The sequence below is a fragment of the Candidatus Tisiphia endosymbiont of Nemotelus uliginosus genome (genome assembly GCF_964264835.1).
Taxonomy (GTDB): Bacteria; Pseudomonadota; Alphaproteobacteria; order Rickettsiales; family Rickettsiaceae; genus Tisiphia.
In genome coordinates this window covers 17927-34053 of the sequence record NZ_OZ183485.1, presented here as the reverse complement: position 1 = coordinate 34053, position 16127 = coordinate 17927, and the positions used below count along the sequence as shown (strand labels likewise).

The window sequence follows — 16127 nt, the reverse complement described above, 5'->3', positions numbered from 1 at the left end:
TGTCAGATATAATCCTTAAATTTTTTGTAATCTCATATCACGATATATTTGCGCATCATCTTGCCATAGCTCCCGCACTTTGATAAATAAGAAAAGATGAATTCTACAATCAAAAGCTTTTTGCATTTCTAATCTAGCGTTATAGCCTATTTCTTTAATTTTAATACCATTTTTTCCAAGAATAATAGATTTATAAGATTCTTTAGTGACAATAATTACCTGACAAATTTTTATTGATAGATCGTTATTTTCTTGCCAGCTTTCTGTGTGAACAGTTAAATTATAAGGAAGTTCTTGATGAAGTTGGAGAAATAATTGTTCTCTAGTTACTTCAGCTGCTAAAAAACGCATAGATAAATTAGTAATATCATCTTTCTCATATAACCAAGGAGCAAATTTGGCTTGTTGTTGGAGAAAGTCTAGTAATTTATGGATATTTTTACCAGTACGAACAGAGATTTTCAATGTATTAGCATTGTTGTAAGCTTTTAGAGACTTGTCTATTGTCTCTAAATATTTAGAAGGTATATCAATTTTATTTAATAAGAAAAGTAAATTTATTGGTAAATTTTGTAATTTTTTGAGTATCTGTAAAGTAACCTGGTCAATATTTTGGGTGCTATCTAATAGCATTAACACTAAGTCTACTCCATGCAAACTGGACCATGCACATCTTACCATTGCCTTTTCTAATTGTTTTTTTGGTTCGAATATGCCAGGAGTATCTAATATTACTAACTGTGTATTTTTTATAGACACTATGCCGGTAATAATAGTCCTAGTAGTTTGTACTTTAGGTGTAACTATGGAAATTTTTTGGCCAATTAATTTATTTAATAATGAAGATTTACCTGCATTAGGTTTCCCAATGATAGCAATAGAAATAGATTTTTGTTGATCCTGTTCTGGCGTTGTAGAGTGCTCGGGGCAATTTTTTCGTGATAAGAGCTCATTTACAGGATCTGTTTTTAACATGTTAACTAAATCACTTTGGCTATATTTAGGTTAAGGATATTAATTAATTTCCGAGCTGCTTCTTTTTCTGCTGCTTTTATTGTAGGCCCTATACCGGTCTGGTGATATTTCTGGAGAGAGCGATCAATATCATATAATTCTACTGTTACTAAAACAGTAAAAATAGGTGAGTGCGATAGCCCTTCTTTTTTTATTAGTGCATATAAAGGCTTGCTAGAGCCATTTTTTTGCACTAATTCCTGTAAAGTACTCTTAGAATCATAATCAGTTAAGTCAGTAATAGATAAAAAGTCGTGCCACAGCTTGTATAATATTATTTTAGTGTTTTCAATATTACTATCAAGGTAAATTGCAGCAATTAATGCTTCCATAGCGTTTTCTATATTATTCAGGTTGTTCCTACCTCCTAAAATTTCTTCTCCATTAGTCATGATAATATAGTCAGATAAATTGAGCTTAACAGCAATTTTACAAAGTAACTCTTTAGAAACTAAGTAAGATCTAAGTTTGGCTAACTTTCCTTCATTATAAGTCAGATGATTTTTAAATAGAATTTCCGTAATAAAAAAATTAATTATTGAATCACCCAATAATTCTAAGCGCTCATAGTTTCTTTGAACTCCATATTTTGAGATATGTTGTTTTAGGGAAGGGTGACTTAATGCTTCAATTAATAAATCCTGATTACTAAAATTGTAACCTAGCGCTTGTTGGAGTTTCTCAGGAGAAGATAAACTTCCACTAGGTTGTATGTTGCTCATTTTAACGCGTCATGCTCAGGTGTTACTTGGGGCTCTTCTAATAGAGGCTTGAATAGCCGGTGAAATCTAATGGAAGTAATCCAATCACCCACGCGCAACCATGAGTGGATATCAAATATTTGGTCTATTAAGGCTATATCATTTTTCCATAGTTTTTCTTTAGTAGAAAAGATAATAAAACGAGCTTTAGCGATAAAATTGTCCAATGGTACATATCCTAGAGCCATTCTACTATCACTGGATTCATCTCTATTATCACCAAGAAAAAAATATTTTCCCTCTGGTACTTCAAATACTGGCGCTTCCTCTATTACACAATTTCGGGCCTCATGTAACTTGTAAGAAAAATAACTCACTCCATTTGGTAAGGTTTCTATAAATTTTTTATAAACTTTCCCAGATTCACTCTCATACATCCCGGCAGCTGCACGTTTTATCGCTTTACCATTGATATATATTAAATCATTAATTATTTGTATTTTATCGCCAGGTAAGCCAATTAATCTTTTAATGTAACGGATATGCATATTATTAGGAGGACGGAAAATAATGACATCTCCTCTTTGAGGCTCAGACTTCAATATCCGTCCACTAAAAAGATTTGGACTAAATGGGAGAGAATATCTACTATATCCATAAGAATATTTAGTAGAGAAAATATAATCATTTTCTAATAAGGTAGCTTTCATGGAGCCGGACGGAACAAAAAATAGTTCCATAACAAAAGTTCTAATCAATAGTGCAAACAATCCTACTAAAATTAAAGAGCAGAAATTATGTATATAAGAGGTATTAGTAGTCTTCATAGCGTGTAATTAAATTATCTTATTATTTTATTTGGTGTGAATTTAAAAATAAACTCTTTCCATATATTATAGCGTTTCGGGTCTAAATTGTGAATAGGGCTTGCTTGCCATACAGCTCGTACAGCGCTATCTGATAGGGCATTACAAGCATTACCGGATATGTTAGGGCATATGGCTTCTTTAATTTTTACTTCCTGTATACTACTATCTGGATTAAGAGCAATATACAGATATATCTCTGCTTGTGCAATATTTTGTACTCCAATAGGAATATTCCAATGTTTTTCTATTTGTTGCTTTATCAAAGATATTTCAGTAATCGATAAGGCTAAGGTATTATCATATGGTCCTTGAGAGTCATATTGTTCTAAATTTTCTTTTGGTCGTGCTTTATTAATAGTTTTAGCCTTCGTGCCTTCAGATGATTGTTCTAAATTTTTCAGCAATGAATCTAGATCGGTTTTATCAAGAATTTTCTTTTTATCTACCAGTTTATTTTCTTTTACCGGTTCAGGTTTGTTTTCTTTTACCGGTTCAGGTTTGTTTTCTTTTACTGGTTCAGGTTTATTTTCTTTTACCGGTTCAGGTTTGTTTTCTTTTACCGGCTCAGGTTTGTTTTCTTTTACTGGTTCAGGTTTGTTTTCTTTTACTGGTTCAGGTTTGTTTTCTTTTACTGGTTCAGGCTCACTTTGGAGTATTTTTTTAGCCGTTTCATTTTCTAATGCTTTGTCATTTTGTTTGATTTTATTAGGTACGTTTGCTTTTGTCTTGATTGGTAACATCTCAAAAACTATGACTTGCTCTTCTGGTAATGTAGGAAATAAGGAAGGTAGGCCAAATAAAAAGAAATATATTATTATCAAATGTATTATAATAGAACAAATAAAAGAAATGGAAAAAATATCAATATTATTTTTCATTTGATTTAATATTTGAAACTAATGCTACTTTAGTGAAGCCTGCAGCGTGGATTTCTGCTACTATTTCCACTACTTCACCATATGATACATTTTTATCACCTCGCACAAAAATTCTAGCATCTTTTTTCTCTTGAGTAATAGTAGCAAGTTTATTAGCTAAATTTTTTCTGCTAATTTTGCTTTCGAATAAATATAATTCTCCCTTATTATTAATGCTAATAACTAGCGGTTCGTCTTGCCCTGCAATGGGGCTAGAGGTAGTGGTAGGTAAATCTACATTAACGCCCGTTACTAACATAGGGGAGGTAATCATAAAAATAATTAATAATACTAACATGACATCCACAAGAGGGGTGACATTAATTTCACTTACTAAAGATTTTCTAGCTTTTTGATTATTTGATTTCAGTAAACTAGAGGACATTACATTTTCTCCTCATCTATTGCTCTGGTTAGGATAGTATTAAGCTCATTAATGAAATCATCTATTTTATTATGAAGTCCACCGATCTGTGCAGAAAGATAGTTGTAAAAAATAACAGCAGGTATCGCTGCAAACAAGCCAATCGCAGTAGCAAGTAAAGCCTCTGCTATTCCAGGCGCTACGACTGCAAGAGAAGTATTTTTGGAGGCGGCAATTGATTGAAAACTATGCATAATTCCCCAAACGGTCCCGAATAATCCTATAAAAGGAGTACTAGAAGCAGTAGTTGCTAAAAAGCTAAGATTTTGTTCTAATCTTTCTATTTCACGGTTTTTGACCAAATACATGGATTGGACAATGCGCTCTTTATGACTAATTTTAAGATGATCACTTAAATTTTTGGAATTTTGACGTTTACATTCATTCATTGCTGCTATAAATACGGCAGAGAGAGGGTTATTGATGCTCCTCTTCACTGCTTCATAGAGTTGATCAAGCACTACTCCTGACCAGAAAGTAGCTTCAAAAGTAGCAATACGCTTTTTTAAGCTGGATAAATTGATGAGCTTATCTATAATTACTGCCCACGCCCAAATTGAAGCAATGATTAACAGTAATATTACTGATTTCCCTATAATATCCGCCGAAGATATCAGAGATAAAATAGAGGAATTGCTTTGTGAGGTAATGTCTACAACGTCATTGATAGTATTAGAAGCAGTCATGAATATAATTAACTAAAGTTATACAATATACTATATCTAGCATTAATTATTATTTTTGCAAGAGAGTTATTTTGTTATTTTAGGGTATTTCATTAATGTGCAACTTACACTTGCAGAATTTGTTAGTCAGTTTTCAAATTGCGTAGCTATTGCAAATTATGTGAAATTTGTGGTTTGGTTTTCTTAATGATAATTTTTTGCCTGCTTACCTTTCGTAAGCTTATTATCTGCTACTCTATTGGCTGCCTCATCTATCCTTTCATTAGTAGCATCATATTGATAAATGAAATCTTTAATTACCGGCACAATGAATTTATTAAATTTACTACCACTAAAAGTGCCATAATGACCAGCTCCTTCTTGAAGGTGATACCTTTTCATAGAGTCAGGAATATTACAACATAATTCTAAGGCAACTTTAGTTTGCCCAACTGCAGCGATGTTATCTCGTTCTCCTTCTATGCCAAGTAAAGCGCACTTTGTTATATCTTTTAAATTGATTTTACGGTTTTGTGATATTAATTCTCCTTTGGCTAGAGCAAATTCTTTGAATACTTCATGAATAGTTTGTAAGTAAAATTCTGCTGTCATATCCATAGGGGCTAGGTATTCATCATAAAAAGCTATTGTATGATTAGCTTCGGTAATATTTCCGTCTAATAAATTTTGTAATAATTCTAGGTGAGAATTGGTATGTCTTGGGATATCCAAGCTCATAAAAGCCATTAGCTGTAGGAAACCAGGATATACTTTTCTGCCATAACCCGGGTAGTTAATGGGGACGGTAGTCGTCATTACACGACAAAACCAGTCCATGCTTTGCCTAGTTGCTAGGTTATCCACTGCCGTAGGATTCAGTCTAGCATCAATTGGGCCGCCTATTAAAGTCATAGAGCTTGGTACATGAATATCATTATTTTGAGAGAGTATGCTAATAGCAGCAAGTAGAGGAATTGTTGGCTGGCATACTGCGAGTGTATGTAGATTAGGACCTAAGAGAATTAAAAATTCAATAATATAATCGATAAAATCATCCAAGTCAAATTTCCCCTCCTTAAGAGGTACCATATTGGCGTCAACCCAATCAGTAATATATATATCTACAAATGGCAATAATCCTTTGACTGTATCTCGTGCTAAAGTAGCATGATGTCCTGCCATAGGAGCTAATATTAATAATTTAGGTAAGGTTTTAGTGATTCCTACTTTGCGGAAATGTTTTAATTGACAAAATGTTTTAGAAACAATTACTTGTTCCTCAATGACATATGATACACCATCTACCATACATTCATTAATATTAAATTTTGGTTTTTTATAATTTCTGGTTATTCGTTCAGTAAGTATTAAATATGCTAGCATAATGTTGGCAAACCCTGTATTGTGAAGAGGGTTTTTATGGTTTATTAACCACTCTTTGAAGATTTGTATATTCATCCGAAAGGGAATAAGTGAAGTTCTGTACAGCTCAAGCATATTATAATAATTACTCATAATTTTTATCCTTAAAATATTACTATCGTGAGATCTACTACATTACTAAATAAATAATATATTAGCTAATATATTATAAATAATACAGTATCTTATCATTAAACTTAATTATGTTTAATAAAGTCAGGCTTTAATAATTTAATTTTATTAATATTACGTGATAATAATATAGCAATGCACATTCAAATGAATTTTATGATGATATTTTAGAGATGAATAAAAAAATTATTGCCTTAGTTGGTCGACCTAATGTAGGGAAATCCACCCTTTTCAATCGTTTAGCATTGAAAAAAAAAGCAATTATTCATGATTATGCTGGAGTAACGCGGGACCGGAAATATGCTGATGCTACATTAGGGTCATACGAGTTTACTATAATCGACACCCCGGGATTAGAAGAAGCAGAAGAGGGTAAATTAGCAAATCGTATGATGCAGCAAACAGTAGAAGCAATCAAAGAGGCAGATTTACTGTGTCTTATTGTAGATGCTAAAGTAGGGATAGTACCGGAGGATAAATTTTTTGCTAATTTTATTAGGCAATATGAAAAGCAGGCCATCTTAATCATTAACAAATGTGATGGAAGATTTGATTTTGCTAAAGAATATTATAAATTAGGTTTTAATTATTTGGTTCCTCTTTCTGCGGAGCATGGGCTAGGAATGGCGGATTTATATGAGGCAATAACTGAAAAATTAGAATTTGCAGAAGTGCCGTTTGCGTTAAGCGATCCGATAAAAGATAATTATTTACAAATAGTCGTTAGTGGCAGACCTAATGTAGGAAAATCTACTTTTATTAATGCTCTTATTAATCAACAAAGATTACTAACGGGCGGTGAAGCAGGGATCACTAGAGAATCTATAGAAATTAATTGGGAATATCAAGGTAAGAAGATAAAATTAATTGATACTGCAGGGTTACGAAAGAAAACTTTAGTTACTGAATCTTTAGAAAAATTGTCAACTTCTGATACCATTAATAGCATTAATTTTGCTAATACTGTGATTTTAATGGTTGATGCACGCTCCCTGTTAGCGCAACAAGATCTCAATATTGCTAACTATGTGATAGACCAAGGTAGAAGCTTAATTATTGTAGTTAACAAATGGGATCTAGTTGATGAGAAGAAGAAAGAAGAATATCAAAAAGAGCTACTTTATCAAATAGATACTTGCCTACCACAAGTGAAAAATATACCGATAGTATATATGTCCGCCTTACAGAAGCAGAATATCAATATGGTCTTAGAGGCGGCTATAAAAATTTATGCTTTATGGAATAAAAAAATTACTACTAGTAAATTAAATGATTGGTTAAGTTTTGTAACGCAAGATCATCCTTTGCCTCTCCAAAAAGGTGGAAGGCGAGTAAGAATTAAATATATGACTCAAACTAAAACTAGACCACCAACATTTAAGCTATTTTCTAATAATCCAGAAAAAATTACTGATAGCTATACTAGATATCTGGTAAATCAATTACGTGAGGCCTTTGACCTACCAGGGGTACCTATAAGATTCAATTATATTAAAACTGAAAATCCTTATGTGAAATAGTGGTGTAAATAATTTTAAATTGTTAGGTTGTGTGAAGGAAATTTTTATAGAAGTGATTTATAGAGCATTTTAATCAAAAAATTTCCGCTATTTTGCAGATAAAATACGCATAAATCAAGCTATAAAAATTTCCTTCACACAACCTAGAGCCTCATTTCCTGTCACTTCACAATATAGTGCACAAGAAGGGTATCTTCCCCATCTGCGGTACCATATCTGCTGGTTCAAAATCACTAAATGAAGTTTGAGTAAATGCATCTGTTCTTAATGTAAGCTGTGTATCGTCGTTATGAACTAGCGTTGGTATAGAAAATTTTGGAGCCGGAGGTTTTGCTGCTGATGATATTGTTTTTATCGATATCTTGCCTATTAATTTTTTTCCCTCTTCGGATGGCTTATGAGATCTAATAGCCGCTTTTAAAGTGTTATATTGGTCGCATTCACTGCGAAACTCGTATAGGGTATCAGCATTACTCGGTGTAAAAACAGCTTGAAATTGTGTAATATTTGGGTGATTTGCTAAAACATCACGTAACTCACCCATAAAATTTGTTATATGGTTTGCGGGTTCCATAAATATTATGCTATTTTCTTCTGAGTTGCTTTGGCTTATTAATGCGTTAACTAGCACGCAAATATTGTCACCGCAGTTTCTTGCCTCCTCCTTATCATAACAATGGAACCGATGAATCTTAGGGACCCCATGAAATATTAAGCTATTTCCTATAGAGGGTAATTTAGTAATATCTACTCGTATAAGCTCATCTGCAAAACATAAATTATATTCCAGATTTTCACTCTGTGCTCTGGCTATATAGGTACCAAAGGTCTGGCACTTTTCTTCTAGAGTTTTCTCCCCTCCCCAGACTTCTCTGATGCTCGAGACTTCTCTAACGCTTGAGGACTGTTTTCGTGATTTAGACATAATGATCTCTTTATTAAATAGTTGAGTATATTTTAGCAGATAATTAACTATTTAATAAAATATTAATTGTGTTGTCAACTATTAATTGTGTCGTTAATAGAATTTATTAGATATACTTAAATATCCCATGCTATAGGATAGGACAAATAATATTATTATAGCCTACCCATTTCTTGGTTATTTTATTAATCAACGAGTAGGTTTCCCTCTCCTGCTAGACACATTGTCTCCTGCAGATTATCTGTTTGGGTGGATGCATCAAAGTTGTGAGAAGGTGTCTCTAGGTTTATATGGTATATATTCATTTCCTTGTTTGTTAGAATAGTGAACTTAGATATGGCACGCTCTAAAGGATCAAACTGAATTTTATTGGATTGAGAGGTAATTGCTTGTTTGTTGTACGTATCATGCCATTGCTTTAGCATATACTTATGCTGCGTATATTCCGTGTCCTTAGATAACATTATAACTCCTGATAAGTTATCTTGACCTGGAGCGTAACTTGAGATTAGCTTATGAAGTAGTCGGCACTGTTCTGCGCCACAGTTTTGGCTTGTCTTCTGAGACAAATAATCACGGTGATGACCCTCAGGTATACCATACACTTTAAAAAGACTGGGTTTATCAGGGCTAATCAAGAGCTGCAATTTTAATATCAATTCCCCTGTGTCTTCTTCAAATTCCCTATCAGACATGAGTTTCGAAAGAAGGCTATTATTCGAAGGAAAAGTCACCCAGCATAAAAGAGTAGGTTGCTCCTTTAAAGTGTCGGTCAGGACCTTGAAGGTGGTGCATTTTTTCTCTACAGTATCATCTGGTAATTGATATATTAGATCTAAGTGCCCGGGCTCAAAATGACGGCCCCACAGCTTCTCGTGTAGCGTCTCCAACACCGGCACCCATACCTTGTTCTACTGCCGCATCCACTCCATTGGATCTGCGGGTGTAAAACACTGTGTTATTGTTTTCCATATAGACTTAGGCATATACTTCTCCTTGATTAAATAGTTAATTAATTTTTTAATAAAATATTAATATTTTGTTGTCAATAGAATTTATTAACTAACTAATCGCAAGAATTCTAAACAGAATTTGGCTTGACTTTAGCTTACCTTCTGATAGCATCCATCAGGTAGATTTAAGCTCTTTCGTAAGAGAACATTTGATCAAATTTACTTGAGAATAAACATGGCTGGACATTCAAAATTTAAAAATATTCAACATCGCAAAGGTGCGCAAGATAAGAAAAGAGCAAAAATTTTTACTAAGTTGGTGAGAGAAATTATTACTGCCGCTAAAATGGGAGTGGATGTTAATAATAATCCTCGTCTGCGCAATAGTATCATTGCAGCGCGTAGTCAGAATTTACCTAGGGAGCGAATCGAGAAAGCGATAAGCTCCGCTAATGATTCTAATAATCACGAGAATTATACTGAGATTAGGTATGAAGGTTATGCGCCGTCGGGGATTGCCATCATAGTTGAAGCTTTAACTGACAATAAGAATCGAACGGCCGCTGAGGTAAGAGCAGCTTTCACTAAATTTGGTGGTAATTTAGGGGAAACAGGTAGTGTTAGCTATATGTTTGATCACATGGGAGTAATTAGGTATCAAACCCAAGTTGACTCGCCAGACTCTATGCTTGAAGCGGCATTAGAAGCAGGAGCAAAGGATATGATTTCTGAAGAAGAATGTTATTTAATTTATACTGATATTGAAAATTTTGCTCAAAGTCTTGAAATATTAACTAGTAAATATGGAGAACCAGCAGAATCTTATATTAGCTGGGTTCCTAAAAACCTTATTACTATAGATAATAAAGATAAAGCAGAGAAGCTGCTAAAATTAGTAGATCTGCTAGAAGAAAGTGATGACGTACAAAATGTATTTGGTAATTATGAATTATCTGATGAAGTGTATGAACAGATGAAGGATATTTAAATGACTTGCCAAATTATTGTATTAGCGGCCGGCAATGGGCATAGGATGAACTCTGACTTACCAAAAGTAATGCATCAAGTTGGAGGTAAGGCGATGATTGAGAGAGTGCTAGCGAACGCCCAAAGAGTAACAGATGATATTATTTTAGTGCATTCTGCTCAGTTGGAACCATACATTGTATCTTATAGAGATATTTGCAAATTTATATTACAGCCAAGGCCGCTTGGCACAGCGGATGCAGTTTATGAGGCGTTAGAGCTAGTGGATGATAAGAAAATAATAGCAGTACTTTATGGAGATAATCCTTTGATTACTCCTGAAATTATCAATGAGTTACTAGATCATTTGGCCACCACTAATTCCTCTGTCGCTACTTTATGTTTTGAACGAGAAAACCCTGCTGAATATGGTAGGATTATTACGGATCCATCAGGTAATTTTATCAAAATTGTGGAATTTAGAGAAGCGACCAATGAAGAAAAAGCAATCAAGATTTGTAATTCTGGAATTATGGCATTTAAACCTGCTATATTACGGAAATATTTACCATTAGTTTTGCAGCAGCACCCTGATCAATTAACAGAAGTATATTTAACTGCTATTGTAGAAGTTGCTAAAACTAAAGGGGAGCAGGTATCTTATTTATTATCTCAAGCTGATAATTTAGTACTTGGAGTAAATACTATGCAAGAATTAGAAGATGCGAACAAAACGATTGCTCATTTTGAAACGCTACTAAATTAATTAATTGAAGAGAGAACAGACATTATGACAAGTGCAATATTATCCTATCCTGAGGTAAAGAGTCTAAATGAATGTAATAAATTAGTAGTATTTTTACATGGACTTGGTTCAGACGGTAATGATTTGATAGGGTTAGTGCCTTTCTTAGCGCCTGAATTGCCTACTTGTCACTTTATGTCTCCTCATGCGGTTGAACCATTGCAAGGCGCGGCGTACGGTAGGCAATGGTTTCCTATCAATGGCTGTAGTCCTGAATTATTGGCAAGGAACGTTAAGTTGCTTGAAAATCTCATTCAAGCCAAACAAAAAGAATTAAATTTGACTAATCAAGATACTATTATTATTGGTTTTTCCCAAGGTACTATGATAGGTTTATATTTAAATTTCTTGCAGAAAGAACCATTTTATGCGGTTGTAGGATTTTCTGGTAGGTTAATTCTACCTCCTGAATGTATAAACAAAACTACTCCCATTTGTTTAGTACATGGAGAATTAGATGATATAGTTGAGGTCAGTAGGATGGAGGAGATTATTAAGTATCTACAAAAGTATAACATACCTTACAGTAGTTATAAAATACCTAATCTTATGCATACTATTGATTCACGGGGATTGACATTTGTTCTTAAATTCCTAAAAGAACGTTAAAATCTACCAACTTTTTAAATCATAAGACTATACAAATTAAATAGAAGGATAAATTAATGAGTATCTTTTTAAATAAATTATCTGAGGTCGATAATGCAATATATCAAATTATTAATGAAGAAGAAAAACGTCAAGATGATTTTATAGAATTAATTGCCTCAGAGAATTTTGTTAGTCCAGCCGTATTAGAGGCTGCAGGATCGATTCTTACTAATAAATATGCTGAAGGTTATCCTGGAAAACGGTTTTATAATGGTTGTTCTCAAGTAGATCAAATTGAAAATCTAGCTATTGAGCGTGCTAAAAAGTTGTTTAATTGTAAATATGCTAATGTCCAACCACATTCCGGTTGTCAAGCTAATCAAACCGCATTTTTAACATTATTAAAACCTTATGACACTATCCTGGGCATGTCATTAGATACGGGCGGGCATCTAACGCATGGGGCCCGCCCTAGCCTATCAGGCAAGTGGTTTAACGCCATTTCTTATACTGTTAATAAAGAAACTTACCGGATTGATTATGAACAAGTAGAAGAATTAGCTTTAAAACATAAACCGCGATTAATTATTGCTGGATATTCTGCTTATACGCGGCAATTAGACTTTGCTAAATTTAGAGAAATAGCAGATAAAGTGGGAGCATATCTACTTGCAGATATTGCACATATTGCTGGCCTAGTAGCGGTAGGAGCACATCCTAGCCCGTTGCCTTTTGCGCATTTAGTAACTTCAACTACTCATAAAACTTTACGAGGCCCACGTGGGGGCTTAATTTTATCAAATGACGAAGAATTAGGAAAAAAAATAAACCTTGCTCTGTTTCCTGGGTTACAAGGAGGACCTTTAATGCATATTATTGCTGCAAAAGCAGTGGCATTTTTAGAATGTTTAAAACCAGATTATTCAGTATACATAAAACAAGTCATTGCTAATGCTCAGGCTTTAGGTAACATTGTCATGAAAAGGGGGTATGATATTTTAACTCAGGGTACTGATAATCATATGATATTAATTGATTTAAGGAAATATGGCATTACAGGGAAGGTAGCAGCAGATTCGTTAGAAATGGTTGGACTAACATGTAACAAGAATACGGTACCGTTTGATCCTACTTCCCCTTTCATTACTTCTGGTATTAGGTTAGGAACCCCAGCATGCACTACTAGGGGATTTAAAGAAAATGAATTTTTAGAAGTTGGTGAAATAATATGTGATGTACTAGACATATTAAAAACTAATCAAAATATTCATGAATCCCAGGATATAATACGCAGGCGAGTGGAACATTTGGTCAGTAAGTTCCCTATCTATAAACGTAATCCTGCAAAAGTAATAAGCCAGTAATTTTTCTCAACACAATCTAGCATATATAGTATAGTTAATATACAAAAGGCATAATAGAGATGCCTACTTGAGTATACATACGTGTCAGCATCTTAACGATTTATGCTCTACGTGGCTATCCTCTCGGCCTTTAGGGCATGTACGCCCAGCCAATTCTTGAAGTTCCGAGAATATATGTTACTTACGCGCCCACCCCTCCTGGCAAATCATATCCAACTCTTAAAATCCATTGAATATAGAGTGGCAAGGTAAGCAAAATAATTGTAAAAGGAATGTGACTTATATACCACAAATGAAATTTCATTACTGTCAATAATAACAAATTATTAAAATTTTTCTAGAAATTTTTCATTAAACAACCTTTAATATATTACAAAATGATTGTATTTGTATATCAAATATATAACATTACTAACTTAGTGAATAGTTAAGTACAGGTAAATAAAAAAGCAAGCCCAGGGTGACGCTGAGGTCATATGCCCCAGATAAAACATCTATTCTTAATTAACTACTATATTATGCCGTTGCTTAATAATTCTTATTGCACTTTGAAATAATCAGTACATGCTCGCCCCCCTATTGAATATAGAAGTTTGTAATTATTTTAACCGGGATAAGGATGTTGAACACCAGGAAATAATACAGTTAATAGAGCGCTGTTAAGGAACTAACTTAGTTCCTCTTTAACGAAAATGGAATTAGCTAGTTATAAGGATTTTGAGAGTTATAAAACCTTAGGATACTGAATAAATTAGGAAATGGTAATATTCTTTCATGTCAGAGTTTAATTCAATAAATCTCACTTTTAATTTCAGTTAATTACCAACCAAATTATCAACAATAACATAAAGGGAGTTTTATGAGAAAATCAATTAGAAAAAGTAAAGTGAAAAGGGTAGAACAACAAAAAGAACATGATATATCGCTTGATTCTATTAGTACAGTGGCCTCAGAAAGTTCAAGTAGTTCTGGTGTTAGTAGTACTAAGTCTTCTCCTCAAAAAGATAAGGTTAAGGTAGAAGCAGATCTTTCTGCGGTACATAAGGCTATTAAGGCGCTATATGGTACGCCGACTGGTTATAAGCGTGTCTTAGATTATAAAACTGATACTACAGGATATGAAAAAATATTGGCAAGTAACCCAGAAATAGCGAGTGATAGTAACAAAGATTTGTTAGCAGGTATTAGAAAATATAAATTATTGTCTAATTTACAGGGCGGAAATAGTAAGAAAGCACATGCTAATTTAGTAAAAGTAGAAAATATTTATAAGGATAAGCCGGAAAACCTTTTAGAATATTATAAATCTATCATTTCTGAAGTGAGTGAAACTGAAAACTCAAAAAGTCCGTTAAAAGTTATAGGAGACTTTATACAAAAAAATATTATTCATAAACTTGCCACTCTAGGTATTAGCTTACTGGAGACATTAACAGAGCAGTTAGAAAGTTTGCTAAATGATGAGAGACTAGATGTTGAGGCAGCTAAAAAGGTAGTACAAGATATTGAACAATTTATACAAAATAATTCCGCTCATATTCCAGAGGAGGATATGACCATTATAAAGGCAAATTTTTGTGATTTATTACAAGATTTAGCCAGTCAATGTATGGAAGATAAGCAATATCACGATGTTGTAGAGTTCTTACGGAAAGCTCGGGAGTATAGTAATCAAGAGGAGACAAATCTAGAAATTGCTACAGAATTAGGTGTTGCTTACTCTTTGCTGGCTAAGGAAGGAGTAGGGGCAATAGGTGATTCTGAAGAGACTACTTGGGAGGTTCAGGCAATCAATGAATTTGAGGTGGTTCTTAAGGCCAACCCTAATGGTAGAGAATGGGAGCCAGCAATTTGGCCATGTGTAGTGCAAGCCTATTGTAAAATAGGGGAGTATGAGGAGTGTAAGAAAATTGCTACTCAATTTATAATTTGGTTGAATAAGTCTGGGGAGGCAATTGATTCATATTATGAAAACAGAATGGCGGCAACTTTGTATAAATGTGGTCAGGAATTTGCCAAACAAGACAATTATAAAGCAGCTATAGATTGTTATGACAAGGCTATTATATTAAAAATTAACTTCCTTGACGCTAAAAAGGCAATATTAGAGCTGAATAAAGTTCAAGATAAAATTGCGCCTACTGAGATATTACACATTATTGACAATGCCGAACACACTTTCAAAGACTTGCAAGAATTTTATCAAAGTGAGATTCCTTTGGTTAAACTTGAGGCCTACTGTAAATTATCAAACTTTTTAGAAGCTAAAGAATATGCTGATGGTTTAATCTATAAGAATGCGTCTAAAATCTTACAACTCTCTCCTATCTATACTAAAATATCCCATGGATTAGTGAATACACATCCGGATTTAGCAAATGAGGCGCAGAATATTATTAGTTTAAGTAAAAAATTAAAACAAACTAAGGATATTGTTAAGATTTTGCTTGAAACACCAGATCAGATAGCCGAAAAGCTATCGCCTATCTTAACCGAAGAAGAACTAGGGGATTTGGTGCGATTGCTTACCTATACTGCCACGCCGGTGCCAGCACCAAGAGCTCGCACAACAGATCATACAGAGCAAGTGAAAGAGCTGCAGGAAGAGTTGCAAGCTAGACTAAATAATGATGAGCATAAGAGTATATATCCAGATTTGTCAGAAATAGCATCATCTGCATTAGGGGAAGTAGCAGAACTTAATGGAGCTGGTTAATATATACTCGGTGAACTTCAAGAATTGGTGTATCGTCGTTGTTCAAGTTCTCAGATGCTCACATACATAAGTACGCTGCGCTCTGAGACTTGAACACTCCTTGCTCTTCTTGAAGTTGACCTTCGTCTACCAACTTTTCATCT

General features: G+C 33.8%; 15 protein-coding genes. 6 read left to right on the top strand and 9 right to left on the bottom strand.

The genetic code is table 11. From position 1 onward, the window contains the following. Positions 1-15: 15 nt before the first annotated feature. The 7 genes from era to phaZ all read right to left on the bottom strand — a co-directional run bounded on the left by era (position 16) and on the right by phaZ (position 6123). Positions 16-975, bottom strand: a complete 960-nt coding sequence (gene era / locus ACFELV_RS00150; RefSeq protein ID WP_375326223.1) for a GTPase Era — start codon at positions 973-975, stop codon at positions 16-18. 5 nt (positions 976-980) lie between these two features. Next, on the bottom strand, positions 981-1736 hold the full coding sequence (rnc, locus tag ACFELV_RS00145; protein WP_375326222.1) for a ribonuclease III: 756 nt from the start codon (positions 1734-1736) through the stop codon (positions 981-983). Then, entirely contained in the window at positions 1733-2542 is an 810-nt protein-coding gene (gene lepB / locus ACFELV_RS00140; RefSeq protein WP_375326221.1) for a signal peptidase I, read from the bottom strand. Before lepB ends, rnc begins: the two co-directional genes overlap by 4 nt. 14 nt (positions 2543-2556) lie before the next feature. Further along, complete coding sequence (locus ACFELV_RS00135) at positions 2557-3462, bottom strand: energy transducer TonB (protein WP_375326220.1); 906 nt, start codon at positions 3460-3462, stop codon at positions 2557-2559. Beyond that, positions 3452-3886, bottom strand: coding sequence for a protein TolR (gene tolR, locus ACFELV_RS00130; protein ID WP_375326219.1), 435 nt, complete (start codon positions 3884-3886; stop codon positions 3452-3454). Before tolR ends, ACFELV_RS00135 begins: the two co-directional genes overlap by 11 nt. Further along, a complete protein-coding gene (gene tolQ / locus ACFELV_RS00125) occupies positions 3886-4611 on the bottom strand; it encodes a protein TolQ (RefSeq protein ID WP_375326218.1) in 726 nt (241 codons plus the stop codon). The genes tolR and tolQ overlap by 1 nt, the downstream gene beginning before the upstream one ends. Positions 4612-4794: 183 nt before the next feature. After that, complete coding sequence (gene phaZ / locus ACFELV_RS00120) at positions 4795-6123, bottom strand: polyhydroxyalkanoate depolymerase (RefSeq protein ID WP_375327468.1); 1329 nt, start codon at positions 6121-6123, stop codon at positions 4795-4797. Positions 6124-6317: 194 nt separating this feature from the next. Between phaZ and der the strand changes: the two genes are divergently transcribed. Then, entirely contained in the window at positions 6318-7664 is a 1347-nt protein-coding gene (gene der, locus ACFELV_RS00115) for a ribosome biogenesis GTPase Der (RefSeq protein ID WP_375326217.1), read from the top strand. Between the two features lie 166 nt (positions 7665-7830). Here the strand turns inward: der and ACFELV_RS00110 are convergent, their stop codons facing one another. Next, a complete protein-coding gene (locus ACFELV_RS00110; protein WP_375326216.1) occupies positions 7831-8589 on the bottom strand; it encodes a hypothetical protein in 759 nt (252 codons plus the stop codon). 185 nt (positions 8590-8774) lie between these two features. Then, a complete protein-coding gene (locus tag ACFELV_RS00105) occupies positions 8775-9482 on the bottom strand; it encodes a hypothetical protein (protein ID WP_375326215.1) in 708 nt (235 codons plus the stop codon). Between the two features lie 295 nt (positions 9483-9777). On the opposite strand from ACFELV_RS00105, the gene ACFELV_RS00100 reads away from it, so the two are divergent. The 5 genes from ACFELV_RS00100 (at position 9778) to ACFELV_RS00080 (ending at position 15984) form a co-directional block, all read left to right on the top strand. Continuing rightward, positions 9778-10530 (top strand): YebC/PmpR family DNA-binding transcriptional regulator, encoded by a 753-nt coding sequence (locus ACFELV_RS00100; protein ID WP_375326214.1) that lies wholly within the window; start codon positions 9778-9780, stop codon positions 10528-10530. Further along, on the top strand, positions 10531-11274 hold the full coding sequence (locus ACFELV_RS00095) for an NTP transferase domain-containing protein (protein ID WP_375326213.1): 744 nt from the start codon (positions 10531-10533) through the stop codon (positions 11272-11274). 24 nt (positions 11275-11298) lie between these two features. After that, positions 11299-11922: an alpha/beta hydrolase gene (locus tag ACFELV_RS00090; protein WP_375326212.1), complete on the top strand. Its 624-nt coding sequence runs from the start codon at positions 11299-11301 to the stop codon at positions 11920-11922. Positions 11923-11978: 56 nt separating this feature from the next. After that, positions 11979-13268 carry a serine hydroxymethyltransferase gene (gene glyA, locus ACFELV_RS00085; RefSeq protein WP_375326211.1) on the top strand — a complete coding sequence of 430 codons (1290 nt, stop codon included), beginning with the start codon at positions 11979-11981 and terminating at the stop codon, positions 13266-13268. A gap of 859 nt (positions 13269-14127) precedes the next feature. Then, positions 14128-15984: a hypothetical protein gene (locus ACFELV_RS00080; RefSeq protein ID WP_375326210.1), complete on the top strand. Its 1857-nt coding sequence runs from the start codon at positions 14128-14130 to the stop codon at positions 15982-15984. Positions 15985-16127 lie beyond the last annotated feature (143 nt).